Source organism: Aphanothece stagnina RSMan2012 (assembly GCF_046764815.1).
In the GTDB taxonomy this organism is placed as follows: Bacteria; Cyanobacteriota; Cyanobacteriia; order PCC-6307; family Cyanobiaceae; genus NIES-981.
Map to the genome: position 1 here is coordinate 1 of NZ_JBKOUC010000024.1, position 25237 is coordinate 25237.

At 56.6% G+C, this 25237-nt stretch carries 22 protein-coding genes and 2 pseudogenes; 9 read left to right on the forward strand and 15 right to left on the reverse strand.

What is annotated here, in order from left to right:
• The first annotated feature begins 215 nt into the window (after positions 1-215).
• Positions 216-1304 (forward strand): Mu transposase domain-containing protein, encoded by a 1089-nt coding sequence (locus ACLNEE_RS13925; protein ID WP_411424766.1) that lies wholly within the window; start codon positions 216-218, stop codon positions 1302-1304.
• Positions 1219-1986: an IS21-like element helper ATPase IstB gene (istB, locus tag ACLNEE_RS13930; RefSeq protein WP_412007247.1), complete on the forward strand. Its 768-nt coding sequence runs from the start codon at positions 1219-1221 to the stop codon at positions 1984-1986. The genes ACLNEE_RS13925 and istB (ACLNEE_RS13930) overlap by 86 nt, the downstream gene beginning before the upstream one ends.
• Before the next feature lie 494 nt (positions 1987-2480).
• Here istB (ACLNEE_RS13930) and ACLNEE_RS13935 read toward each other — a convergent pair whose 3' ends face one another.
• Positions 2481-2627, reverse strand: coding sequence for a hypothetical protein (locus ACLNEE_RS13935; protein WP_411424750.1), 147 nt, complete (start codon positions 2625-2627; stop codon positions 2481-2483).
• Positions 2628-3107: 480 nt separating this feature from the next.
• Between ACLNEE_RS13935 and ACLNEE_RS13940 the strand changes: the two genes are divergently transcribed.
• Positions 3108-3839, forward strand: coding sequence for a glycosyltransferase (locus tag ACLNEE_RS13940; protein WP_411424751.1), 732 nt, complete (start codon positions 3108-3110; stop codon positions 3837-3839).
• Between the two features lie 86 nt (positions 3840-3925).
• Here ACLNEE_RS13940 and ACLNEE_RS13945 read toward each other — a convergent pair whose 3' ends face one another.
• Together ACLNEE_RS13945 and ACLNEE_RS13950 are read right to left on the reverse strand one after the other, a co-directional pair.
• Entirely contained in the window at positions 3926-4621 is a 696-nt protein-coding gene (locus tag ACLNEE_RS13945) for a hypothetical protein (protein WP_412007240.1), read from the reverse strand.
• Between the two features lie 104 nt (positions 4622-4725).
• Positions 4726-5790: a GSCFA domain-containing protein gene (locus ACLNEE_RS13950; protein WP_411423088.1), complete on the reverse strand. Its 1065-nt coding sequence runs from the start codon at positions 5788-5790 to the stop codon at positions 4726-4728.
• 341 nt (positions 5791-6131) lie between these two features.
• On the opposite strand from ACLNEE_RS13950, the gene ACLNEE_RS13955 reads away from it, so the two are divergent.
• The gene (locus ACLNEE_RS13955; protein WP_411423089.1) at positions 6132-6374 is read left to right on the forward strand and encodes a hypothetical protein; all 243 of its coding nucleotides are present in this window, start codon (positions 6132-6134) and stop codon (positions 6372-6374) included.
• A 633-nt stretch (positions 6375-7007) separates the two neighbouring features.
• Here the strand turns inward: ACLNEE_RS13955 and ACLNEE_RS13960 are convergent.
• Positions 7008-7235: a hypothetical protein gene (locus ACLNEE_RS13960; RefSeq protein WP_412007241.1), complete on the reverse strand. Its 228-nt coding sequence runs from the start codon at positions 7233-7235 to the stop codon at positions 7008-7010.
• Between the two features lie 825 nt (positions 7236-8060).
• Between ACLNEE_RS13960 and ACLNEE_RS13965 the strand changes: the two genes are divergently transcribed.
• The 4 genes from ACLNEE_RS13965 to ACLNEE_RS13980 all read left to right on the forward strand — a co-directional run bounded on the left by ACLNEE_RS13965 (position 8061) and on the right by ACLNEE_RS13980 (position 13641).
• Complete coding sequence (locus ACLNEE_RS13965; RefSeq protein ID WP_411423092.1) at positions 8061-10955, forward strand: glycoside hydrolase family 99-like domain-containing protein; 2895 nt, start codon at positions 8061-8063, stop codon at positions 10953-10955.
• A gap of 544 nt (positions 10956-11499) precedes the next feature.
• On the forward strand, positions 11500-12138 hold the full coding sequence (locus tag ACLNEE_RS13970; RefSeq protein ID WP_411423093.1) for a hypothetical protein: 639 nt from the start codon (positions 11500-11502) through the stop codon (positions 12136-12138).
• 391 nt (positions 12139-12529) lie between these two features.
• A complete protein-coding gene (locus tag ACLNEE_RS13975) occupies positions 12530-12766 on the forward strand; it encodes a hypothetical protein (RefSeq protein ID WP_412007242.1) in 237 nt (78 codons plus the stop codon).
• Between the two features lie 659 nt (positions 12767-13425).
• A complete protein-coding gene (locus ACLNEE_RS13980; RefSeq protein WP_412007243.1) occupies positions 13426-13641 on the forward strand; it encodes a hypothetical protein in 216 nt (71 codons plus the stop codon).
• Between the two features lie 304 nt (positions 13642-13945).
• On the opposite strand, the gene ACLNEE_RS13985 is transcribed toward ACLNEE_RS13980, so the two are convergent.
• The 4 genes from ACLNEE_RS13985 to ACLNEE_RS14000 all read right to left on the reverse strand — a co-directional run bounded on the left by ACLNEE_RS13985 (position 13946) and on the right by ACLNEE_RS14000 (position 15087).
• A complete protein-coding gene (locus ACLNEE_RS13985; RefSeq protein ID WP_411423096.1) occupies positions 13946-14089 on the reverse strand; it encodes a hypothetical protein in 144 nt (47 codons plus the stop codon).
• Between the two features lie 90 nt (positions 14090-14179).
• The gene (locus ACLNEE_RS13990) at positions 14180-14395 is read right to left on the reverse strand and encodes a hypothetical protein (protein WP_411423097.1); all 216 of its coding nucleotides are present in this window, start codon (positions 14393-14395) and stop codon (positions 14180-14182) included.
• 74 nt (positions 14396-14469) lie between these two features.
• Positions 14470-14937 (reverse strand): hypothetical protein, encoded by a 468-nt coding sequence (locus ACLNEE_RS13995; RefSeq protein WP_411423098.1) that lies wholly within the window; start codon positions 14935-14937, stop codon positions 14470-14472.
• Positions 14938-14940: 3 nt separating this feature from the next.
• On the reverse strand, positions 14941-15087 hold the full coding sequence (locus tag ACLNEE_RS14000) for a hypothetical protein (protein WP_411423099.1): 147 nt from the start codon (positions 15085-15087) through the stop codon (positions 14941-14943).
• 795 nt (positions 15088-15882) lie between these two features.
• Here ACLNEE_RS14000 and ACLNEE_RS14005 point away from each other — a divergent pair.
• Positions 15883-17661, forward strand: coding sequence for a glycosyltransferase family 2 protein (locus ACLNEE_RS14005; RefSeq protein ID WP_412007244.1), 1779 nt, complete (start codon positions 15883-15885; stop codon positions 17659-17661).
• A gap of 297 nt (positions 17662-17958) precedes the next feature.
• Here the strand turns inward: ACLNEE_RS14005 and ACLNEE_RS14010 are convergent.
• The 7 genes and pseudogenes from ACLNEE_RS14010 to ACLNEE_RS14040 all read right to left on the reverse strand — a co-directional run.
• A pseudogene (locus tag ACLNEE_RS14010) lies at positions 17959-18561 on the reverse strand (IS630 family transposase); the annotation flags it as partial.
• Positions 18562-18904: 343 nt separating this feature from the next.
• Positions 18905-19699 (reverse strand): IS21-like element helper ATPase IstB, encoded by a 795-nt coding sequence (gene istB, locus ACLNEE_RS14015; RefSeq protein ID WP_412007245.1) that lies wholly within the window; start codon positions 19697-19699, stop codon positions 18905-18907.
• Between the two features lie 370 nt (positions 19700-20069).
• Positions 20070-21197, reverse strand: a pseudogene (istA, locus tag ACLNEE_RS14020) (IS21 family transposase); the annotation flags it as partial.
• Between the two features lie 53 nt (positions 21198-21250).
• Entirely contained in the window at positions 21251-21775 is a 525-nt protein-coding gene (locus ACLNEE_RS14025) for an IS630 family transposase (protein WP_411423103.1), read from the reverse strand.
• Positions 21776-22036: 261 nt separating this feature from the next.
• Positions 22037-23182: an IS3 family transposase gene (locus ACLNEE_RS14030; RefSeq protein ID WP_411423104.1), complete on the reverse strand. Its 1146-nt coding sequence runs from the start codon at positions 23180-23182 to the stop codon at positions 22037-22039.
• A 92-nt stretch (positions 23183-23274) separates the two neighbouring features.
• Positions 23275-23652 carry a transposase gene (locus tag ACLNEE_RS14035; protein WP_411423105.1) on the reverse strand — a complete coding sequence of 126 codons (378 nt, stop codon included), beginning with the start codon at positions 23650-23652 and terminating at the stop codon, positions 23275-23277.
• A 484-nt stretch (positions 23653-24136) separates the two neighbouring features.
• Complete coding sequence (locus tag ACLNEE_RS14040; RefSeq protein ID WP_411423106.1) at positions 24137-24895, reverse strand: hypothetical protein; 759 nt, start codon at positions 24893-24895, stop codon at positions 24137-24139.
• Positions 24896-25237: the final 342 nt, after the last annotated feature.

Consider the following 25237-nt stretch of genomic DNA (forward strand, 5'->3'; position numbering starts at 1 on the left):
CGCATTCGGCGCTCCAGGGGCGTACGCCCCTGGAGGTCCTCCAGCAGTGGAGAGCGGCCTGACGACCCACCAGCTCTCAGAAGAACTGGACCAGCAATGGGGGTCACGTCAACTTCACCAAGGTCAAGCGGGTCGCCGTCACCCTGCGCGGTGAACCGTTTCCCCATCTGCTGTTCCACTACCGCCTGGCCTGGAGCGGCTGGGCCTATGGCCAGGTGATCCACGGCGGCGAGAGCTTTGTGGCCCTCTCAGAGGGGCTGCAGAACGCCCTGGCCGCATGTGGTGGCGTGACCCGGGAACTGCGTACCGATCGGCTCTCGGCCGCCAGCCGCAACCGTGACGGCAGCTACGCCCTCGACATCACCCCCCGCTACCAGGCGCTTTGCGCCCACTACGGCCTGACCCCCAGCCGCAACAACCGGGGGGTGGCCCATGAGAACGGCATCGTCGAGGCACCGCACGGCCATGTGAAACGGCGGCTGGAGCAGAAGCTGCTGCTGCGTGGCAGCTGCGATTTCGACGAGCCGGCCGAGTACGGCGAGCTGCTCGCTGAGGTGTTCAGCGCTCTCAATGCCCCGCGCCAGCGGCGCTACGAGCAAGAGCTTGAGCATTTGATGGGCTTGCCGGCCTTCCGCTTTGCCGACTACGAGCTGCTCACGGCGCGCGTGCGGAGCACCAGCACGATCGAGGTGCGGCAGGTGATCTACTCGGTGCCGCCCACCCTGATCGGCCGCCAGGTCACGGTGCGGCTGCACCATGACCGGCTGATCGTCTACCTCGGCAGCGATTGGGTCTGCCAGCTGCCCCGTGCCTATGGCACCGGCAGCCATGGCCCGAGGGCCTGGTGCATCGATCTGGAGCACCTGATCGATGGCCTGCGCGCCAAGCCACGGGCCCTGCTCCATTGCCGCTACCAGCGCCACCTCTTCCCCGACCAGCACTGGTGGAACTTCTGGCAGCGCCTGCTTGCCAGCGGTGACCGTGACGCGGCGGCCCGGCTCATGGTCGAGGCCCTCTATGTCGCCGTGCGGGTGGCCTCATTTGCGCTGGTGCTCGCTTTTCTGCAGCAGGCGCAGCAGCGCCAAACCCTGACCCTCTCGCACCTGCAGCAACGCTTCCGGGTGCCGCCGCGCCGCACCGCCCTGCCTGATCCCGTGATCCCCCAACACTTGCTGGCCTCCTATGACCACCTCCTCCCCGGTGCCCCGCTCAGCAGCTGTGGAAGCGGCGCTGCCGCTGCTGCTCAAACAGCTCAAGCTGGCGCGGTTCCGCAGCCACTGGCAGCCGCTCGCTCAGCAGGCTGAGGCCGAGGGCTGGAGCCCCGGCCAGTTCCTCTATGCCCTCTGCGAGCAGGAGGTCGACCACCGCCAGATCGCACGGCGCCAACGGCTGCTGCGGGAGGCCCATCTGCCCTGGCAGAAGGGCCTCGATGGCTTTGATCACCAGCACCTCGAGCCCAAGCACTGGCAGGAGCTGCAGGTGCTGACCCGCAGCCACACCTGGCTGCTGCAGGCCGAGAACCTGCTGCTATTCGGGCCCAGCGGCGTGGGCAAGACCCACCTGGCCATTGCCATCACGATGGCGATGATCGAGCAGGACCAGGCCTGCCGCTTCTTCCCGGCCACCGCCCTGGTGCAGCTGCTGCAGAAGGCCAAGGCCAGCTTTGAGCTGCCGGCCCTGATCCAGAAGCTGGATCGCTACGGCCTGCTGGTGATCGACGACATCAGCTACGTGCGGCGCAGCGAGCTGGAAACCTCAGTGCTGTTTGAGCTGATCTGCCACCGCTACGAGCGTCGCTCCCTGCTGGTGACCTCCAACCAGCCGTTCCGGGAGTGGGATGAGATCTTCCCGAGCGGCTCCATGACCGTGGCAGCGGTGGACCGGCTGGTGCACCACTGCCACATCGTGGGGATCAAGGGCGAGAGCTACCGGCAGAAGCAAGCGGCCGCAAGGGTTTCCAGCGGCTCCAGCCACCCGCCTACGTAATTGACGCGGACGTCATGGCCGTCACGATCGAGGCCAGCAACCACTCTGCCCACCAGAAGCATTGCGGCGACACGATAACTGGCCCACCCGCCTTGAGATGGCCGCCGAAACCACAACTTGATTGACGCGCCGCGACAGCCTGGTCACGATCCCCGCTGCGATCTCAGGCTCCAGCGGGCTTCCGAACAACCACTCTCTACCGGTCAACCAGATTGACGCCACCCGTCAACCTGATTGACACGGGACAGCATCAGGCAGGACAGGGGATGGCCATGCATAGGGGGGATGTCCGAGGGATGGGCGGTGAACCCCGACCCTGGCGGCCTCGCAGCCCTGGTCAGCTGCACAACCTGGTGGGACTACTCAACCAGGTGAGCACCCCACCAAGTGTCACCATCCAGACCCATAACCAAGGTGGTGGCACTGCGGCTGTAGTCGTAGGTGATTCCCTCCACATGGCCGCGCGCCATCGCTAGCAGCGGCTGGACCCTGCCCTAGCGCTGGACTTGCTCGTTCTCATCGGCGCGGAGCACCATCGCCCAGCCGGGCGGATTCAGGCGCAAGTCGACAATGAAGCGGACCATCTCGAAAACGAAAGCGTCGGTGGAGGGGAAATCCGCCTGCAGGAGGATACTCAGCACTTCTCTGAGATTGCGCGCAGACTCTCAATCACGTCTCAGAAATCAAATGATTGCGATGCCTTCCGCCCCTGCTGGGCATAGAGATCGGCGGTTGTGGGTCAATGATCTGGCTGCGCCGTAACAATCACGCCGGTCCAGTTGCAGATGAAACGTCAGTTGCTGACAAAGAAGCTGACAAATGCACGCAATGTGAAAGAGCGCACTTCGTGGATCCTGAGCCAGCGTGCGCACACCAGTGACGTGGCAGCGGAGCTGTTAGACCATCACAGTCTCAGGAAGCAATCAGCCCCACGGTGCGGCGCTCAGATCAGCGGAGGAGCTCAACAAGGGGCGCTCTGCTGGCCAAGGTGCTGTACAACAGCGGACCGGTAGCGAGACACAGAATCAGTCGAGCTGCACAATCGGTTGATTGTTCATGCTTGGTGATACGATGGAATGCGACAGGAGCGCTTACGCCTCTCGCATTATAGGTCAACTGGGATGCCTGAATCTACCATTGTGGCAGCGCACGACACAGCGCCTATCCCGATCTTCATCGGCTATGACCCGCGGGAACGGGCAGCCACCAATGTGCTGATTGATAGCTTATACCAACACAGCACAATGCCGCTGGCTGTCACTCCATTGGTAAAGTCTCAACTTGAGGCTCAAGACCTCTACTGGCGCCAGCACGACCCCCTCCAGAGCACGGCTTTCTCCTTCAGCCGCTTCCTGGTTCCGCAGCTTATGGGCTTCAAGGGTTGGGCAATCTTCATGGATTGCGATATGCTCTGCCGTGGTGACATCGCCGAGCTATGGGAGCTCCGCGACTCCCGCCATACGGTGATGTGTGTTCAACATGAACACGTTCCCACTCAAGAGGTGAAATTTCTTGGAGAAGTCCAAAGCCGTTACGAGAAGAAGAACTGGAGTTCGTTAATGCTCTTCAATTGCAGCCGATGCAACGCTTTGACTCCAGAATATGTAAACAGTGCCAGTGGACTTGATCTGCATCGCTTCCGCTGGATCGGCGACGATGCACTGATAGGCAAATTACCAATGGAACGGTGGAACCATCTAGTGGATGTACAAGAAGCCGCAATGGCTGAAGAGGCTGCTCTGCTGCATTGGACTTTGGGGGGTCCATGGTTTCGGGAACAGCGCAAGATGGGAGGTTCGCTGGCAGCAGAGTGGTTCAGTGCCCGAGATGATGCAGTGCGACTTTGGGATTGAGCCAACCAATCCACTCACTCCTTGGGCAGTTCAGACCACCTATATGGCTTCAGAGCCAACTATATAGGTTTGTCTCCATTGCCTTATCATAGGTCAAGAATATCTTGCTCCATGAGCTGCTCTACGATTCGCACCCAATAGTCAGTATTCGCATGCCAGGCATTATTATTACCCTTGTAATACTGCACACGGGTAGACAGGGTTAGATCGCAACACAGGTCGGATGGGGGAAGAATGATTCTGAATGGGGACACCCCACTGCGAAGGGATTCATCACAGATAAGCCGGATATTTGCTATGTTTTCAGCATGGAGCTCACGAAGCGCATGATCAGAAGCAAGAACATTCCTAAGCGGCTCGATAAACATATCTTCCTTCCCAAGGATCGGGAGAGGAGCACCAATGAAGACAATCTTGTCACCACAGGCAGTTACCAGTGATCTGATAATTGCCGAAATACGAAACATCCACGGACTAATGCCGTCGAAACGGGCGTGATCGATGAAGCACGAAAAAATAATAGAGTGAAGAACTTCGGCAGAAAGAAGTGTTGGGAACGGCCTGGGATAATAGATGGGAGCAAAGAGCTTGCATGGAGATGCGACAATGAATATCAAGTCATAGTCATGGATGAGGGGAGTCTTGTGCTCACTAAGCTCCCATATTCTCCAGTCCTTGGATAGGTTTACCTTGGTCGGGTTGTTCTTGGGGGGAACAATATCAGGAGCCTCGATCCGCCCATCTTTGCTTAGTTCCAGATAGCCAAAGCCAGTCTCCCACATACCGGCGAAATCAATACTATCAGAATGCGTGCTAGAGCCTGATAGGGAGTCGACTCCTCTCTTAAAGCCAACGAGCTGGCTCGATCCAATAGCAAGGATCCTACTCATTGCGCAAACAGCTCAATAAATTCTTCTTGGCACTGGACTGCTTCTAAGTCAATCGAACCAACAGCATTCGAGGGCTCATGAGGAGCAAGACCCAGGGTATCGACCGGCAAATGTTCTCTGAAGAAATGCTGCATGGCATTTTCTGCTGCATGGGGTCTCACTGACCTGAGGTTGTCGGAAAATGATGTGGAATGGAGCCTAGGATTAGTTACAATCTCATAGGAAGGAAAATAGTCAATGTGTGATTGCTTGTTAGACAACTGACTGGCGACTGATAACAGCACCGCCTTTGAATGCATTGTGGCAACCAGAACATGATGACCACTTGCAGTTGCTGTGAGCGGAACAGGGGAGACCGTGAGGAGTATCTTAAAAGGTCGATTATTTCTAAGCTTTCTCAAGGTATCCTGAAACTTGTTGAAGTCAGACAGGATGCTCTTGAAGCTTGCATTTTCGAAGCGGTAGATGGCTCCATCGTACTCGCCGCAAAAGACTCCCGGTGCAGTTGGGAAGACAGTCCCAGATCTTCTATGTACCCACATCTCGGTTAGGCCAAGAGTAAAAATAAAGACGTCAAGACTCATAAGGAGCTCTTGAACTTTCTCGATGTGACACTTGCGCAGCTTCTTGACCACTTCTGGTGCATCACAGCCGGATGGTTCAACCGCAGGTCGTAGGGCGTCATAGTACCTTCCATTCTTTGTCCAGATATAGTTCTTGGGCGACCACTCGTGGGCGCACTCCTGAGTGAGCTGTAACAGCTGGCGAACGGTATATATATTCCCATATCTCGCGCTATACATCGAGAATCCGTAGTTCTGATGCAGGCTCAAGGGAAGCCCAGGGGGCGGCGGCTCAACATCCATAATATTGTACCCATTTTGCTTAAGTTGGCGCGTAATATGCTGAGCGAAGCAGGAGCCCGCGGTTGCTATCTTGTCGGCCGGCAGAATGTCAAACTTCTTCTTGTAAATCCCATCAATTAGGCAAGGGTTTTCCTGAGTAACGCCAGTCTTCCAAAAAGCGCTTGCAGGAAGGGCTTCATAGGGATTTGTGCTCATGGCTCTTCAACACTGGCTTGGCATCCTACTGAGGTGGTCTGGTATTTCTGGACCGGCCCCATCGCGAATCTCTGAGGCGGGATACCGCCCCTGAAAGGGCCTCCCACCGTAGGCACCGCCTTCTCCGAGGGAGTTGAGCAAGCGCCGAGCCACAGCCCAGAGTTCAAGGCCAGGGTCGCCATGGAGGCGATCAGTGGCCGCAAGGCGATCCAGGAGAGCCAGTGGAAGAAGCAGCTGCTGGAGGGAAGCAGCGAGCTGTTCACCAGGGGTAAGAAGACAAGGACAAGGGCGAGTGTCAGGCCAAGGAGGCGGAGCTGCTTCATCAGATCGGGCGACTGCAGATGGAGCAGGAGTGGCTCAAGGAAAGTCTCAGCTCCTCTGATGCCCGTGACCAGCGCAATCTGGACGAACACGACCATCTTGAGCTCAGCGTCAGCCGCCCATATGCCCCGCTGGGCCTGCCGCGATCCACGGTCTGTTACCAACAGAAACCAGTGCGCGAATCGACCCTGCAGAGCATGGCCAGGATCAATGTCCATGACCTGGAAGCCCCCTGCAGCCGCCGCCGCCGGATGGAGGGCTAAGGGTCAGAGATGGGATCCCGATCAACCGTGACAGGGTGCGAAGCCTCGCCCCGCGGTTCCTGGTGCCCCATCCGAGCGCGTTCCCTGGCTGGTGGCTGTCAGCACGATCACAACGGTGGATCCGGTGTGGCCACCGATATCACCTACATCCAACTGCAGAAAGGTGTGCTGCATCTGGTGGCGATCATGAAGCGCTTCACCAGCCACGATCTCAACTGAAAGCTCTCCAACAGCCGTGACACGGAGTTCTGTCTGAACGCTATGGAGACGGCTCAGGAGGGTGGCCGCAAGCCACAGATCCTCCATTCTGACCAGGGATCGAGTTCACCTCTGGGGACGTCGTGTCCAGGCTGCAGGCAGAGAAGATCAAGATCAGCTGGTCTGGAAGAAGGCGCTGCTACGGCCACATCCCCCTGGGGAGGCTGGGGCGTAACGCCAAGTACGTAGCCGCAGGCTTCCCGGCGACGCCGAGTAGAGGTGTACCTGCAGGCCTACAGCGATGGCTGGGACGCTGAGATCAACCTGGTCCACCGTCTGTGGAGATAGTGCCATGCAAGAGCGCACAGTGCACTAGGAGGCAGAACTCCCCATGAGGTCTACATGGAGACCGAACCGTGAGCCTCCCGCCCAGGGTTAACGATGTCCGGGGCCAAAGATTGTCGAATCGAAGGGACCCACATCAAGGGGGGCCGCCTGGGCCCTGCACTGATGCAGGTGTGGGATCATCTCGATGAACTGGCTGCGCAGGAACAGATCCAGCCGGTCGAGCCGCAGAGTGAGCAGCTGACCAATCAGCAGAGAGGTAACGCTGGATGTGACCTGGCGAACCTCGATCGTGCCTTTACGCCGCACCCGCACCACCGGGGGGGGCCTGGGCAAAGAAGTGGATCCTCCCGGCCACCTCGTCGAGACAGTTGACTGTGGCAATGGCCTGGGGCAGCAGCTGCCGGTAGTCAGTCCTTGTCTGGGAAGCCCTGCTGGCGCTCTAGCAGCATGCGGAAAAGCGTGTGGTCGCATGTGGGGTTGGTTTGATGCTGACGTGCCTGGTCCTGTACGGGATGCTGACAACTCCCATTCTGGCGAGGCCGTTTCAGAAGACAATCCCAGGCGCAGGGTTAACTCGCCAGCCTGCGAATGCCTAGAGCCTTTCATGAGTATTAGCATGTCTTTAGCAACTCGGAGAGCGCCAGTCATTGGGCTCAACCCCTGGGGCCCCTTGGCCTAGCAGAGCCAGTGTAGAATGGCAGAGCTGTTACCAGAACAATGAAGAAAGCGCGGAGGAGCCTAGAAGAAGACGTGATTGAGAATATTGCGTCAATCATTAGTCACTGCCGCGAGACATCTATTCCCAATGGTGTAGGCAAGCCAATAGACAAGCAGGATTCCAAAGCCTCGGCACGCATGCCGACACAGCAAGAACTTATCGAAGGCCTCTACAGCTCATGCATCGCACTGGAAAAGGACAACCAGTATCTTTTTGTTCTACTGTCACGCACTGAGCACAAACTCAGATGGTACAGAGACAGAGAGAACATGCGCCAGATAGAGAGCAAGCTTACAGCGCAGACATTGCGGATGGCGGCGTCGTCAATATCACGACTTTTGAGGATCATGGCTCGCTTGGTACAGACATGAAGCCCGGGATCGAAATAATGATCACCCAAAAGGACTAATAGCAATCCGGCCATGATTCAACATCTGGACAGCCACTCATCAGTTCAAGCAAAAGAAGCATTTGACGAGGACTTCTTTCTTGAGATCAACAGCATAAGCCGCGCATCATTGAATGGGGTAAGTGGTTTCGCATATTTTCAAGTCCACTATCAACTCTGCGATCTAAAGGCACGCTATGACTATGGAGTTTACCAGAGAAGACTTCAGCGACTTATAGCCCTGGGCAAGTGTCCTTCAAAGTTTCTGACACACTGGGCAAGACTGGAATCTGCACCACATGGGAAAAAACAGTATTACTACCCGCCTGCCCAGTCTGACCTAAAGGCTCTAGGCTTGAAGGCGAAAGAAGTCGACATGTTTGCAACACCGGAGGTTTTCACTTCCATACTTATAGAGTTTCTGACGAATGCTGATGGTGTACTAGCAAAGCCGCAGCTTATTCAGATGATTCCTCGCCTGCTGCGAGTGCCTGAGATTCGGGAAGCGACTCTTTGGAATGACCAGTTAGTCAACAAACTGCTTGAGCTTCTACAGGAAAGGAGCCAAGCAAGTCTTCTATCCAATAGGTACTCATTTAGCCATGGACGGCCAAAGGATATAGATGCCGTTCAGATTGAAACGATAAGAAGCTGCTTTGACAGTGACTATTACGCTCTTAATTACAACGTTCAGAATGACGACGAAGAAGAAATAAATTCATTCGATTTCTTTGTGTCGGAAGGCAGGCATGATGGCCACTCACCATGCGAGTTTTTTGACTATCAGTACTACATTGGACGGTACTGGAGGTCGATCCCAGGCACTGAAGATGCGTACTACTACTACCTTACAAGAGGCTGGAAACTTGGACATGACCCTTCACGAAGATTTCCGCATAAGCTGCTATCAGATCTAGCCGCATCATTAGATCTCGATTCCAATGGTCCTGTCGGCAAGATCTTAAAAAATAATTATCCTTGCAGCGTATTATTGAAGAATATGGAAGGTGGCCTCAGCCCTTCCAACAGTAGATACAACAAACCGTGCGACATTGATCCAAGTGGCGCCAAGAGGGTCCAAAGTCTAATCAGCTCGACGCCAAGTGTCCATGCATATTATCTTACCCAATACCACCCAATCTCCGAGAATGATGAAAACTGGGGGAAGGGGTTTACTGAATGGACAAATGTTACCAAAGCCCTGCCATATTTCCTGGGCCACAATCAACCCAAGCTTCCTCTGGAGGGATTTTACGACCTAAGAGTTGATGAGAACCTTTCCAATCAGTCAATTTTAGCCAAAGAATATGGAGTCGACTCTTTCTGCTTTTACTTCTATTGGTTCCAAGGCAAGAGAGTCCTGGAAAAGCCTCTAGATTCACTTATCTCCAGGATCAGTAGTGATCAGAGTTTTACATTGCTGTGGGCCAATGAGAACTGGACTCGGAACTGGGATGGCCAAAATGATGATGTAATTATTTCTCAATCCTACGGCGATGAGGACTGTGAGCGCTTTTGCCGAGATATTGCACAATATCTTACTCATCCGAGCTATTATCGCATCGACAACAAGGCAGTCTTTTATATCTATAGACCCAGCAGCATCCCTGACTTTCACGAGTGGGTCAGCCGCCTGAGAGAATACTTCAGCGCCCACCATAACCTTGAGCTTCTGATCGGAATCGTTCAATATCTACCCTATGATAAGTCACCAAAGCTATATTCCGCAGATTTGATACTACAGTTTCCCCCGAATGGTTATTCGAAGATGACTATATCAAAGCCCCCACCCAAGATTCTGCGTCCAACCAGCAATGACTACATTATTCTTGACTACATGTCTATGGTAGACGAGAATCATTCAATGGACTACCCGAGTGAAGTTGTGAGAACTTCTTTCGCTGCCTGGGACAGCTCTCCAAGAAAGAAGCAAGGCTGGGCTGCATTTGTAGGGGGAACGCCAGACGAATTTCAATACTGGCTCACCAGCAATATCAGGTCAACAAGCTTAGATAATAGTTTAGGTCTTACTATGGTAAACGCCTGGAATGAATGGGCTGAAGGTGCATGCCTTGAGCCAGATAGGCATTACGGATATGAATACTTGCATGCAGTACGAGATGCTCGTCTGCACTTTGCCTTAGAAGAAGAGTCTTTTGAATGGAAGGCAACACTACCTCGGGCCATAGTTGCGCATATATATTACGATGAATCCATTGATCGGGTAGCAAAACGACTTGAGCCTTATATTGGCATATGTGACATATATGTTACGACTCATCCTAAAGGTCTTTGTGTAAGAGCAGCAAAGATTTTCGCAGTGCTTCCTGACGCTCGTCTCTTTGTCACGGAAAATCGAGGACGAGACGTTGGGCCCTTTATAAAGTTATTGAACATTTTTCATGATCTTGGCATAGAATACGATTATATCTGCAAGATTCATGGTAAAGCCTCACATCATAGATCCGATGGGATAGATTGGTTTAATGATATTACCGAAAAGCTCCTGCCGAGCAGTCTAAATGGACAAGAAGAACTTCTGCGATTCTTAGAAAGCCACAACTGTGATCACTTCGGACTTCTAGCTCCATCAGGTCATATCGTCAACCTTAAGGAGTATATTGGTGGCAATCAATATTGGGTTGATAGGTTATTAGATTTCTATTCTGGCAGCAAGTCTGGGGAGCCAACATCATTCGTTGCCGGCACAATGTTTTGGATTGGCAGGTCAGTATGTAGAAAGCTTGTAAACCATTTCACTCCCATTTTCTTCCAGGAGGAATATGGACAACTTGATGAGACTCTCGCCCATGGTTACGAGAGAATGTTCTTGTGGTTGGCAGGCCATATGAATCTGGCGTCCTATACCTCAGATTACGAAGTTCTAGACTATACCGATACAGGCGAAGTTCGATACCTGTTCTGCTAATTTTGCGCGAAAGCTATTAGCAGCCTGTTCTCTCTCAGGCCGCATATCTCCAGACTCAGACATTACCTCATTATCAAAGATGAAATGTAGCCACTCAGATTCCGTTCTACCCACTTTGTCAGATCCCTATGGAGCTCAAGGGGTAGAAATCGTCAAGTGTGCAGGGGTAAATTCGTTCTATGGCCATTCTTCCGTCATCCGTCGATATTCGGGTTATCCGGTTAATCAGCCACTCCCATACATAATCCAACATGGTACCATTGGATTATCACAAGACTTCTACGAATTAAGAGAGTGGTACGACAGAGAAGTTATACATTCGTACTGGGCATGGAACCAGAAAGCATTAGATGCTGCGAATGAACATAGCTCTAGGTTTACTGTTGATGTTCTTGGGTCTCCGTTCCTATATTTTCTCCGGCTAATCAGCAAGGTTGACAGCACTCGTGGTACGGATCCTGTCTTGCCTTCTCGCTTAAGGCTTAGTGACATAGAGCAGAGAGTTATTGACACGTTAGATTGCATTAAGGAAAGGCGTAATAACTTGACCCCGGTTATTTTCGCTCCTCACTCGCTGCCAAATCGACTAATTCCGTTAGCAGAGCACCGCGCTTTTGCTACCTACTTGATTGTACAAGAACAGCTTGAAGCTGGAATCGTATGCTTGCATCCCTATGACATATTTCTTGGCAATCATATTGCTTATCAAGACTCTGGCTTTGAGATATCATGCTGCATGCATAATGCAATCGCCCGTCATCCCTGGAATGAGAAGGAATTTTGGCGTGCATATCACAAACTTGGAATTGAGTTCATGATTAACCTATACTCATTGCTCAGGATCTCATCCTCTTGCTATTTCTGTGGTCTCTCTACCCCTCTTTTTTATGCTGGATATCTTGGCATAAGATGCAAGCTTGTGACGTTTGAAGATCACATGGAAGTGGCTGATATGAAGCAGATAGTTTCGATCGCACAAAAGAGGCCTGTCACTGCCGCAGACAATGGAGTATGTTCAAGGCTGAACCAACTTCTACATCATAATGAATGGACTAGTTCTGATCTTCTTACCTTCAAGTCTTATTGTGAAGTCGTGCTCGGCAAGCATGCACTTGTATCGCCCAAGGCTATGCTAGCCAAGCTTGAGTATGCCTATCTTCTGTTATCGCGAAGCAACTCGTGAATCCTGTCGATTTGCTTAGAGATGGTGGACATAATGTACGTCTGGCAGACCATATCGCCGAGCCGAGTGGAGGCAAAAGCCATCCGGGTATTGAGCATGGGTATTATATTCGCTAGATACAATCAAGAAGGATTCTATACAAGACAAGTACAACTACCTAGGTCTGGGCCTGCCATCAGGGTGTTCATGCCAGTAGCTAAGCCAGACGCTGCTTGGGGGTTGAGGCAACCCAGGTCCATGTGGCATCGAAGTCCCTTGTAGATCTGCAGATATCTAGGGAACACATCGTTCATGGAGGCCTCGTAGGCGAAGGGTAATGACGTGAAGCCCGAATACCGGTCCAGGCTGAATGTCAGTCCTCAGCAGTTCAGGCTGGTCCAAAGACTCCACGATGAAACGTACTGAGCACACAGCCAAGCAGATCATCTGCAAGCTCAAAACGTCTGAGCAGCTGATTGCTCAGAGCAAGACCATCGTCGATGGTTGCGACGTGATCGAGCTGATGCAGCCGCTGTACCACTGCTGGAGCAGCAATACGGCGGCATGCAGGCCGATGGAGCCCGGCGGCAGACTCAGCTGGGAAAGAAGAAAGCCAGGCTCTAAATGCTGCTGGCGGTGGCGGAGCTGAAGAAGGCCATGCTCTGGCTCCAAGCGGCTGCGAAGCAGGAGGACCCTGACGATGGAGACTGCGGATCCCGGAACGTCGGCGCTAGGCCGTCGTGATCCTTCAGAAGCATTGGCAGGGCGCAGAACGTCAGGTCTGCCGGGTGGTGGGCCAGTAGTACCGAAGCACGCAGCGCCAGGGCCGCAAGGCCGTCTCGATCAAGGAGGGCACGCTGCGGCAGTGCCTGTGTGTGGTGGCAGCTGCACACAACCATTGGAGCCGCCCCATGTCCTGGCACCAGCTGCGGCGAGAGAGCTGGATTATGCACCACAAACAGCTGTAACGGCTCTGGTGGCATGAGGATCTGCAACGGACTACTACCAGGAAGCACTAGCGGCACGACTCACAGATGGCTCAGTGCGTCATCACCAAGCCCGCTGAGCTGGTCTGCATTGCGAGGAAAGGTCCCATGGTGAACCTCTGAGGCGGGGCACTGCCGCTGAAAGGGGGACCCACCCTAGGCGCCAACTTCTCCGAAGGAGTTGAGCAAGCGCCGTACCCACACCCCTGAGTTCACGGACAGGGTCGGCATGGAGGCGATCAGTGGCCACAAGACGCAAGACGATCCAGGTGAGCCCAGGGAAGAAGCTGCTGCTGGGGGGTGCCAGCGAGCGGTTCCCCCGATGGAAATGATCCAGGCCAAGGACGAGAGTCAGGCCAAGGAGACGGTGTTGATCCAGCAGGTCGGCTGGTTGCGGATGAAGCTGAAGCGGCTCAGACAACATCTCAGCGGCTTTGATGCCCATGAACTCCGAAAGCTGGTCGAGCACGGCCACCCCGGGCTCCGTGTCAACCGTCAGTGTGCCCTGCTGGGCTTGCGTCGATCCACGGTCTGGTGACGGCGCACACCGGTGCATGAATCAACGCTGCGGATGATGGCGCGGATCGAGGCTCTCTGTCTGGAGGATCCGAAGCAGATCACGGCAGTTGATCCGATATGGGCAACCGGCATCACTTCCAGACCGCTGCAACAAGGATTTCTGGACCTGGGGGCGATCATGGATCTCCACTCCAGGCACGTGCATTACTGGAAGAGCTCCATGAGCCTTGACACGGAGTTCCGTCTGGATGCCCTGAAGATGGCCCTGGGCGTGGTCGCAAACCCGAGATCGTCCACTCCGACCCCAGGGATGATTCAAAGTTTCAGCACGGGTTCAGCAGAGGCTGGTGCTGCGCCATCGCCAACAGCGCCGTGATGTCATGCATCACCGCCTGCATTCCAGCGCGGATTGACTGAAAACCTGCGAGGCGCAAGAGGTTCATCGCTGCAATACGCAGCGCCGCCATCACTCCGGCGCCATTGCCCCGGTAGCGGTGGCCATCTTCATGGAGCTGGGTGTCCCGGACCCAGTGCCAGCCTTCAATGCTCCAGCGGTCTCACACAAGTTGCAGCAAGGCTTTTGGGGTCGTTCGCAGGCTGGTGAGAAACAGGTGGGTGGCCTGAAATGGCTTGCCGTCACGGGTGCCGGTAGCCGTCACCTCGACGACCCAACTGGTGCCGATCCAGGCCTCGAAGATGTGCTCCGGCGCCTGTTTGGCCCGCAGCGTCCAGGTGATGTCGCGACCATGGCTGATCTCCTGATTCGTTGCCACGAAAGGGATCTGGCGTTTCCCCTGAAACTGGCTACGGATCTGGCGGTGCAGCGTCTTCTGGTTGGCTTTAACGGTCAGGAGGAAGTCGGCCCCCTGCTCTGTGAGCTGCCGAAAAACGGTTTCTGGGTGTGGAGAGCGTCCGCCTGGATCAGCACACCCTCGAGATCCAGCTCACCGAGCAGTTTTTTGAGTACCGCCCGCTCGTGGTTCTGGCCGGTGGCGTAGCAGGCCTGGCTGATCGCCACGCCCAGGGCAGCCGAATACAGGGTCACCTGGGCAATGAACGCCGACCCGCCACCGGCGGTGGGCTCGATCGATCCTCTCAAGGTCTTGCCGTCGCAGATCAGCTGGTCGAGATCAGCTGCACCACCGTGGATCTGGGCGATCGTCCAGTCACGGATGGCCGCGCACAGTGCCGCCACGTCCACTTGTAGGAAGAAGTAGCGGAACGAGGAATCCGATGGCGGTCGCCTCAGCTCCAGGCCCAGTGCCTCGGTCAACACGCCGTGGTGGCGGATGGCAAAGCGCTCCAGATCCCGCAAGCTCTAGCAGCGGCTCAGGATCCCCAGCACGGCCACCAGCAGCAGATACCAGGCCGGAATCCGCACCCCACGCCGCATCCGGGCGTCCGGGATCGCCTTGAGGTAGCTGATCAGATCGAGATCGGTTGCAGCAGAGGCGCTTTCGAGCACAGGGAGGAGGCCATTCCGCCGACCTCAACCCATGGTCGCAGCCGCGACAAGAGAGCCTGTGACTGACTTTGAATCAGCCCTGACTCCGACCCAGACTGGCAGTTCACCTCCGCCGACTTTGTGGCCGTGCAAGAGGAGCAGGAGGTCAGGATCATCTGCTCAGGAAGAACGGGCTATGACGACAACATTCTGGTGGAGAGGCTTGAGCGGGGGGTTCACGCATGGAGCCGCAGGGTTTCTCGGCGAATCCGAGTAGAGGCGGCCCTGCGCGCCTACAGCGTCGGCTTGGAGGCTGAAATGTGCACAGCTCCCATCCTCTGGAGGGAACTACCCGGCAAGACCTCAAGGTGTTGGGGAGGAAGAACTCCCGACCGATCTATAGTGGAGCTTAACCCTGATCCACCCTTCCGGGTTAACGAAGCCTGGGGGCCAGGTTGTCCAGAGAAAGGCACCATTCTCAGATAGAGGGTGTACGGTCAGCCCCCCCAACAAGCTTTAAGTGAATCTCTCAATAATCAACCCGACAAGGCCACACAGCTGAAGAATGGTGATTGCTGTGAGTACACCAGCATCCGGGCACAGAATGGAAGCGACTCTGCCGAGCTTCAATGTTGGCAGTAGCAGCTGGGGACTCATGGCATAACCTGATCCGCCCGACCGTGAGCTAAGATGCATGATAAATGCCAAGCGATGATTGATCTAGGACAGTCATTGTCAAATACATTAAGGGCGGCTTTTCAGGGACACCGCAGACGGGCATATATTCGAGAAGAGGCTGTCAGCTTCTACTTGGTCATGAGCAGTACCCGCGGTCTGATAGCTTCCGATTTCACTTGCACCTTAAAACATCTACAAGGCACTAGCTTGAAAGCCTTGACTAGGCATAGAGCAGCTCCGGCACTTATTGTTATTGCAAGTTCTGAGCTAAAGAAAGTCAGAAATGGCTCAGCACACCTCAACGCCTTGATGCTTTATGGAAGCAACGGCGGGGACTGGCAGAGGAAAATACTTGTCTCTAACACAGAGGTCTGCGAGAGAATAGTTCTAGAACCTAAGGAGCAGTTGTTTAGAGACAGAAGAAGCATGGTTGCTACGATCTCCAGAGAGGAAGACATGCTGAAGCTCTCAGCGCCTGCCTTGAAGGTCTCTAGGGAATCACAAAAGGACTCACCTGCCAGAAAACTCATAACAAATATCTTTTTTCACGCCAAAGACAGCAGCTCATCTGAACTCTTCTATCTTGTATCTGTTGGACCTCAGCACATCGCTGACATCGTAATTGCGCAGTGCAGAGAAGCCCTCAATCGGCTTCATGCCAATCCGAGCTGCAATCATAATATGGACAATGCATCACCTTGTGGTCTTCATCTAAGAGAAGAGTATGAGACACATGACCCAGCCTTCCTATCAGTAGTCTACAACCGGAATAGGTGGAGACTTGGCGAAACAGCTACAGCCGTCAAACCCAATCTAGCTAACAAAGAGGAACTACTGAAAGCAGGGCCTGAATACGATTATTTATCAGCAGATGGCTGGACCAAGTCCTCTAGCCCTCAAGGCCTTACAAATACCATTGCTTATCTAAGTAGAGTTCAGGCAAAGCCATCAAAGGGCGCTGCAATTTTAGCTACAGCGCGCAATGAGGCTGTTTATCTTCCGAGTTGGTGCGCATATCATATTGCACTTGGCTTTGAAAAGATTTTCTTATACACAAACTCCAATGACGACAAGACGCTGGAGGTAGCCAAGAGACTAAATAATCTTGGCGTCAATATTAGTGTTATCGAAAATCAGATTGAAGCCCCCGGATCCCCACCCCAGATCAAAGCATACCGACATGCCCTATCAATATCGCAAGAGATTCTGGACTACAAGTGGTGTGCCGCGATCGATATTGACGAGTACATTGCAATCAGGCCAACCAAGAGGATTGCGTGCATAAATTCATGGCTCAGAAAAGTCAGCCGAAACTCAATGCTTGAGTGCGATATAATAGCCATGAACTGGATATTTGCTGGCATTGACAAGGATTTTGATGCCCATCATAGATGTCTGGTCCCCATTACTGAAAGGATCCAAAGCGTAACCGCCAAGAACTCAAGCATTAAATGCATATTCAAGCCCAGATACTTCCTGTGCTCACTGCCCCACCATCCATTGGCCACAATGCAGTACACTCCATTTGCCGTCAACTCTGAAGGTGGATTATACGGTGAATATCAAACCGCAAGAGTGCCTTCTGTCTCTGAGTTCCCTGCCTTCAACGACGCAGCCGTGATGCACTATTATCACAAGTCAGGGCCTGAATATATTTGGAAGAAATCAAGAACTGGAGGGGCCAGAAAGATTAGCAGTCCCAATCCCAACGGCGAAGCACTAAAGTCTCTTGTTGCCGCAGCGGACAGTCGGCATGACAAGTCCATTGATTGGATCAACAGTATTCAGTCATCAGAAGCCTATTGCAACTTATTGTCAGCTTTTGCTGAGGACAAGCCTCTTCAGCAGCTACTAGTCGACTCGATGAACGTAATGGCCTCAAAGTACGAAGACTGGATTGACAGCCAAGACGAGTAGCACTCAATGCCAGGGTGCAGTGCAGCAGGCCACTTTATCATGAGAGGCATATTAGTTCGATTAGAATACTGACCGGATCCCGAAAGTTGGCCATGGTGTGTACGAGTCATCAGCCGAGCAGATCATCCGCAAGCTGAAACCCGCCGAGCAACTGCTCGCCCAGGGAAAGACCATTGCCACGTCTGCCGTGTGAGCAAGGTGACACAGCCCACCTACCACCGTTGGAGACAGCAATACGGAGATGCAGGCCGAGGAAGCCAGGCGGGGGACGCAGCTGGAGAAGAAGAACGCCCGTCTCTAGTGTGCCGTCCCGGAGATTTGCAAGCAAAGTCGCTGGAGTTTCTCCAGGATTGAGTCCGCTGTGGCCGTCCAGTTGAACGGTGCCTTGGTCTTGTTGTAGGCCGCCACGAACTGCTCAATCCTGGCGATCAGCTCCTTGACGCTGGAGAAGCTGCCGCGCCGGATGGCGCGCTGGGTGATGATCCCAAACCAGCGCTCCACCTGGTTGAGCCAGGAGGCGTAGGTGGGGGTGTAGTGGACATGGAAGCGGGGCCGCTGCGCCAACCAGGACCGCACCTTGGCGTGCTTGTGGGTGCAGTAGTTGTCCACGATCAGATGGACGTCCAGATCCTCGGGCACGGACGTCTCGATCTGGCGCAGGAACCCCAGGAACTCCTGGTGCCGGTGGCGCGGTCTGCACTGGGTGATCACCTCCCCAGTGGCGACGTCCAGGGCGGCAAACAGGGTGGTGGTGCCGTGACGGATGTAGTCATGCGTCACCCCCTCCACATAGCCCAGCCCCATGGGCAGCAGCGGCTGGGTGCGGTCCAGGGCCTGGATCTGGGTCTTCTCGTCGACGCAGAGCACCATCGCCTTGTCCGGCGGGTTCAAGTACTGCCCGGTGTCAACTACGTAGGCGGGTCGCGTCAATTACGTAGGCGGGTTCCCCCGGACCTCCTCCCCCCCTGCCATGGCAGGGGGGGAGGACAGCGAAAATTGAGCCGGCGACACGAAAACTGGTCCACCCCGGCCGCTTTACCCCACGGTGCCCCAGGGTTTTTGATCGGCCCCAGGCCTCAAGCCCATTGGCCGTTGCTCCTGCCGACCCGCCTGCGCCCTGCAGCGGAGCGCACGAGCCGGCGGACCCCACGGTCCGACGGCAGCGCGGAGCCCATCACCGGCAGCTGGCGCCAGGGGGCTCGGGGCGGTTGGCGGGTAATTGACGCCTGGCCAGGGCGATGAATCAGCCTGTGCCGGAGCGGCCCAGGCGACGGGCCCGCCTGCGGCGATAGCTCTCGCCACTTATTTGAACAATGGTGCTGTGGTCCACCAGCCGGTCCACCGCCGCCACCGTCATGGCACTGGTGGAGAACACGTTCTCCCACTCGCTGAACGGCTGGTTGCTGGTCACCAGCAGGGACCTGCGCTCGTAGCGGTGCATCACCAGCTCGAACAGAACCGAGGTTTCGGCCTCGTCCTTGCGCACGTAGCCGATGTCGTCGATGACGAGCAGGGCAAAGCGATCCAGCCGGTTGAGTGCCTTGGCCAGGGCGTAGTCAGCCTTGGCCCGCTGCAGCTCCTGCACCAGCATGGTGGCGGAGTAGAAGCGCGCCGAGCGGTCCAGGGCGATCAGGCTGCGGCAGATGCCGGCCGCCAGGTGGGTCTTGCCCACCCCGCTGGGGCCAAACAGCAGCAGGTTCTCGGCCCGATCCAACCAGCCGGTGTCATGGGCCAGCTGCTCGATCTGAGCCCGGTCCAGATCGGGGATGGCCCCCCAGTCGAGATCGGCCAGGGTTTTGGGCAGCGGCAGCTGGGCCTCATGCAACAGCCGCCGCAGCCGCGCCTGGTGGCGCTGCTGGTGCTCCTGCTCCACCAGCACATACAGGTAGCTGGCGGGATCCCAGCCCTCGGCTGTGGCCTGCTGTTCGGCCGCCTGCCACTGGCTGCGGAACTGGGCCAGTTTCAACTGTTTCAACAGAGATGGCAGAGCCGTTTCCAGCGCCGGCCGGCTGGGGGGCTCCACCCAGGAGTTCGTCATAGCTGCTCAGTCGGTGTTCAGGGATGTCGAGCTGGGGCATGGCCGCCAGGCCCCTCGGGGGCCGCAGGCCGTAGTGATCGCGCAGGGAACTGAGGCTGAGTTCACCGCTGCGCAGCTGACGGCGCAGATACCGCTCCACACCGGCGAGGTCGCCTGTGCGGGCGGCGACATGGAGGGCGTCGACCATGACCTTGGCGACCTCATCCGGCGGCAGGGCTGCCAGGAGCGCTCGCCACAGTTGCCGCCAGCTCTCGCCGGGGAGGATGTCGGTCTGCAGCTGGGCGCGCAGCAGGGCTCTGGGTTTGCGGCGCAGGCTTTCGATCACATGGCGGAAATCGATCCGCCGCAGCGCCTTCTGCCCTTTCTGGCCATGGAGCCGCGGCAGGGTTTCCACGTACTGGCTGCGCAGGAACAGATCCAGCCGGTCGTGGCGCAGGTGCACCGTCAGCTGCTGACCGATCAGCCGTGACGGGACGCTGTAGGTGACCGAGCGCACCTCGATCGTGCTGGTGCTCCGCACCCGCACCACCACCGGTTCGTAGTCGGCAAAGCGCTCCACCGGCAGCGGCTGCAGGTGGAGTTGCTCGATCGCCAGGTTGCCGGCCACCTCGTGGCGATTGTTGAGCGTGGCGGTGACCTGGGCCACCAGCTGCCGGTACTCCGCTTCCGTCTCGAAATCCCTGCTGCCGCGCTGGATCAACTGCTGCTCCAGCCGGTGTTTCCAGTGCCGGTGCGGGCCCTCGATGGCGCCGTTCTCGTGGGCGATGCCGCGGTTGTTGCGGGTGGCGATCACGCCCAGGTGGGCGCAGAGTTCGCGGTAACGGCTGGTGTAATCGCCGGCGTAGCTGCCGTTCCGGTTGCGAAAGCAGGCGCTGAGGCTGTCGGTGCGGTGCTCCGCCGGCACCCCACCGCAGGCCGCCAGGGCGTTCTGCAGTGCCTCGGCGAGGGCGACAAAGCTCTCACCGCCGTGGATCACCTCCACATGACACCAGCCCGAATGGGGCAGGCGGAAGTGGAACAGCCGGTGCTCGAGCACCGCACCGGCCACGGTGATGGGCGCGCCCTTGAGCAGAGTGAAGTCGGAGATGCCCATCACGCCGGGCTGGTGGTGCTGCAGAAACATCACCTCCTGGGCCGGACCGTGCAGGGCCTTCCACTGCTCAACGCGGCGCTGCAGGGTGCGCTTGCGGCGAAACCACTCCTGGCCTGGAAACGTCTGCTCCAGATGGAGCAGCAGCGTCTGGGGTTCGAGTTGCGGTGCCTTCTCCAGCATGGGCACCAGCACGCTCTCCCAGACGTCCGCCAGCGGATCGGCACGGGTACGCCAGTGGCGGCCCCGCTGTTGTTGTTGCCCCTGGGGCTGCAGCTCACCCCTGTCGATCCGCTGGGCGCTGCGCAGCGAGATCCCCACCGCATCGGCCGCCACCTGCTGGCTGAGCCCCTCGGCCCGTCTGGCCATGTACCGCTCCTTGATCCGCAACGACAGAGGGGCGGGCATCGCTGGGACTCCAGACCGTGATCGGAGCCCTGTTGTCGCGATCTGAGACCCGCCTATGTAGTTGCGCGGTCCCGCCTATCTAATCGTCGCCGGACAAAGTACAGACCGACGATGTCGCGGACTTTCTCCACGAAGAAGGGATCGGTCGAGAGTTTGAAATGCTTCTGCCGGTGGGGCTGGACCGAGAACGTCTGCAGCCAGCGGTGCACGGTGGTTTTGGAGATTCCGGTGGCAGCGGCGAGGGAGCGGGCACTCCACTGGGTGCTTCCATCAGCTGGCTTGGTTTGGAGTGCCCGGTTGATCACCTCGGCCACCGTGTCGTCCTCATAGGTGCGCGGACGGCCAGGCCTGAGCTCATCGTGCAGTCCCTCCAGGCCCAGCTCCCGGTAGCGCTTGCGCCACTTGCCGACGGTCATGCCCGTCAGCCCCATCCGTTTGGCGATGGCTGTGTTGGTCTCCCCAGCCCCGCAGGCCAGCACGATCTGGGCGCGCTGGACGATGGAGTGCGGCAGTGAACGGGAGCTGGCGAGAGCCTGGAGTTGCTGAACCTCGTCGTCGCTGAGAACCAGCGGCGGCATCGGACGACCAAGAGCCAAGGAGCGCCCCGGGAAACACTCCGTATTCTAGATGTTATTTCCGGGACGGCACACTAGCCGAAGGCTTCTCTGAAGGAGTAGAAGCTTCTGGCGGAAGCAGAGATGGAGATGGCAGTGTTCTAGCCGCAGGCGTCTGTGAATCATTAGGATCTTGCCAAGGGACACTGCTGAGCCTGGAACCTCGCTGCGCTGCACAGCGCACCTCGGTGACTTTCAGGGAAGGTGTCACTCCTTGGCTGCCACTCAGGCGGCCGCGCTTAAGGGTATCGCGAGGATCGGATCGGGCTCTTCTGTTGGCTTGTTGATCCACACTTCTTCGGGTTGGCGCCAGCAGCGAGTGGATCGGCTCCAGCGTCTTGGATGGACCTGACGGGCCTTCTCGTAGACATGGGTTCGCTCCCGGCAGATTGCGGTGGCGGTACCGCTGTGACGCTGGTGAGGCGTGACGAATTTGATGCTGCTGTGGCGGTGTTGGTGGTTGTACCAGTCCACAAAAGCCGCCACCCATTCGCAGGCCTCCGCCTTGCTGGAGAATGGTCGGCTGGGGTAATCCGGCCGATACTTGAGCGTGCGGAACAGGGACTCCGAGTAGGGATTGTCGTTGGAGACCCTTGGCCTGGAGAAGGATCTGAGCACACCCAGCTCCTCCAGCCGTGATTCCAGTGTCGCCCCACGCATGGCATTGCCGTTGTCGGCGTGGAGGATCAGGGGCGTCTGCGGACACTGGTGGCTGCCAAAGCCGCTGGGCCGGCGGTAGCGCTCCCTTAGACAGGCCCGCTGCACCAGATCCGCCGCGATCTCAGCCGACTCCACCTCGGCCACATCCCAGGCCATCACCTTGCGGCTCCAGACGTCGACCACCAGATAGAGGTACAGCCACACACCCCGCACCGTGGTCGGCAGAAAGCTGATGTCCCACGACCAGAGCGCATTGGGGCGATCCGCTCTCAACCGCGGTACGGAGCGCGGTTCCTGCGGCAGCCGGGCACGCCCGCGGCGGTGGCACTGCCCTGCCTGGTGCAACACCCGATAAAAGCTGCCCTCTGAGCCGATGAACAACCCCTGGTCAGCCAGGGCCGGCACGATCTGTCCAGGCGGCAGCGAGGCGTACTCCGGCTGGTTGCAGGTGAGCAGGATCCGCTGGCGCTCCTCCTCACTCAGGCGGTGAACGACATGGCGGGGGCTGCCTTTACGGCGGTCCTCACCGTCCCCATCACCCAGGAAGGCACGCCGCCAGCGCTTGAGAGTGCGCAGGGAAATGCCGATCTCCCCGCAGGCAGCCCTGAGGGTGGCGCCGCTGGCATTGGCCTCACCGATCAGCTCGATCGCCTTCCGCCGGTGCGCGGCGCTGGTCAGCCTTCCGCGTCCTCCGAACAGAAGGCCTCCCACTTTTTTCGCAGCACCAGCAAGGCCGCTGCCTCCGCCAGGGCCTTCTCCTTGCGCTGCAGCTCCTTCTTGAGGGCCTTGATCTGCCGCTGGTCCTAGGCGCGGAGCTTCTCGAGCTCCTTCTGCTCGGCCATCGTCAGCACCGGCTTGGCGTTGGCATCCTGGGCCGCCTGCCGCCAGCGGCTCACCTGCTCAGGAAAGAGCCCCCGCTCGCGGCAGTAGGCGCCCAGCTCGGTGGCGTTCAACTCGGCCGTCTCCAGCACCACCGTGAACTTGTCGGCAGCGCTCCAGCCCTCTGGTTCCTTCTCGGATGCCTGCACCACCTCTCCCTGCAACCGCCACGTCTTCCTCCATTTGTAGAGGGTGATCACGTGGATGCCCAGCTCCTCTGAAATCCGGGCCACGCTCTGCCTCTGCGGCGGGCTCATCCGCCTCCTCACATCAGCCTTGACAGCCTCGCTGTAGCGACGCATTGGTCATCTCCTCAAGCCCCCGGGTGTACGGATGAGAGGGGTGACATCTTTCCTGAACCCGGGGGCCTCGGCACACTCGGTGCGACAGGGTCGTCGTGGCTCTGCGGAAGCACTACCGGGCTTCTGAACGCCATGCCCAGGCAGCAAGGTCGCCTTGATCGAGAAAGCCAAGCTCAGGCATCGCTGCGGGCAGCTCCACAGTCCCAGAGGCGCAGATCCTGGCCGATCGTTGGCCAACGCCAGGAAGAAGTACTTCCCGGCCGCCTTCAGCCCTCCAGGTGTGTATGCCCCTGGAGGCAGGTCAACAGGGAGCTGCCGCATGACCATGACCAACCGCTCACAAAGCCTGGAGCGATAAAGGGGTTAACGTCACGGCAGCGGATTCAATCCTGAAGAAGCGGCAGCGACGTTGGTCGTAAATCCCCTGAAAGGGACACTAGGTTGGCTTGGCATTCCAAAAGTTGCTTGTCGAGACTGACTAGGCTTACAAGGACTTGGATGCATTGCTCGAGGAATCCACAAACAAGCGGCCATCCAAATGCTTGATCGCTGGTGGACTCTCAAAGGAATCATAGATATATGTACCAAACAGGCCATGGGTTGCCTTGCATGCAAACTTGTTCACCAAGTGCTCAGGAGCTGTCTTGCGCCCATCAAGAAGCGGCAGAATCACCTCTTCGTAATACGTAGTTCTGCACAGATGGTTAATGTCGCTCCAGCCGAGTGTCTGCATCACATTAAAATGTGAAGCATTTGGGAGCAGGAACTGTAGTTGACTAAAAAATTCGGGGCGCTCTTGCTTTGCATCCCCTCTAGGGCCAGATGCGTCATAACCAGCCGGAATATTACGGCGCCAGTTAAAGCGCAAGTGTCGTATCCGAGGATGGGCCTCCATAGCGTCAATACATGTTCCTAGAGGAATGGCGCGGATGAACGGCAGATCATGCTGCATGATTAGAACGTATTTGCTCTTTACAAATGTCAAGGCATATTTGATTGTCCCAGAAAGGTGCCCCCACGAGGGTGCTCTCAATATCTTTGCACGGGCACGCCGAACACTTTTTGACTTTGATAGGTTGGCAAAGTAATCATCATATCGTTCTCCCACGTTGACAATATGACCCCACTTCTCTGGGTCTTCACACTCCATATCCAATGGAGGCATGGCGTCATGCGCGAGCAGAATACTGGTTCCCCGATCCAGTCCCAGATGTGACAACGAATCGATAACAGTTTCAATCAACGTAGTACTGGGATGGGATGGTATTGGACTACCCACGATGACAACTGTGACGGATCGTTTGTTCATTGTTTATATGGCAAAGATTCAGGAGGAGTGCGAGGGTTGCAGCAAGGCTGATACTAGATATGGCAGCTTGTGAGTTTTAATGTGCGGTGGCTAACCTGATTTGCAAGCCATTGGCTGTCGGGAGATCGATCTCTTCCCGTCTGTTTATCAGTGGCTTGGCTGCCCAGCCTTCTTACTTCGAGCAGACTATAAGACGCACGAAGGAGTTGTCTGAGTGTTCTTCTCGCAGCGCTTACAGATCCGAGATCTGCTGTGGCGATTAAATCGAGTCCAGCT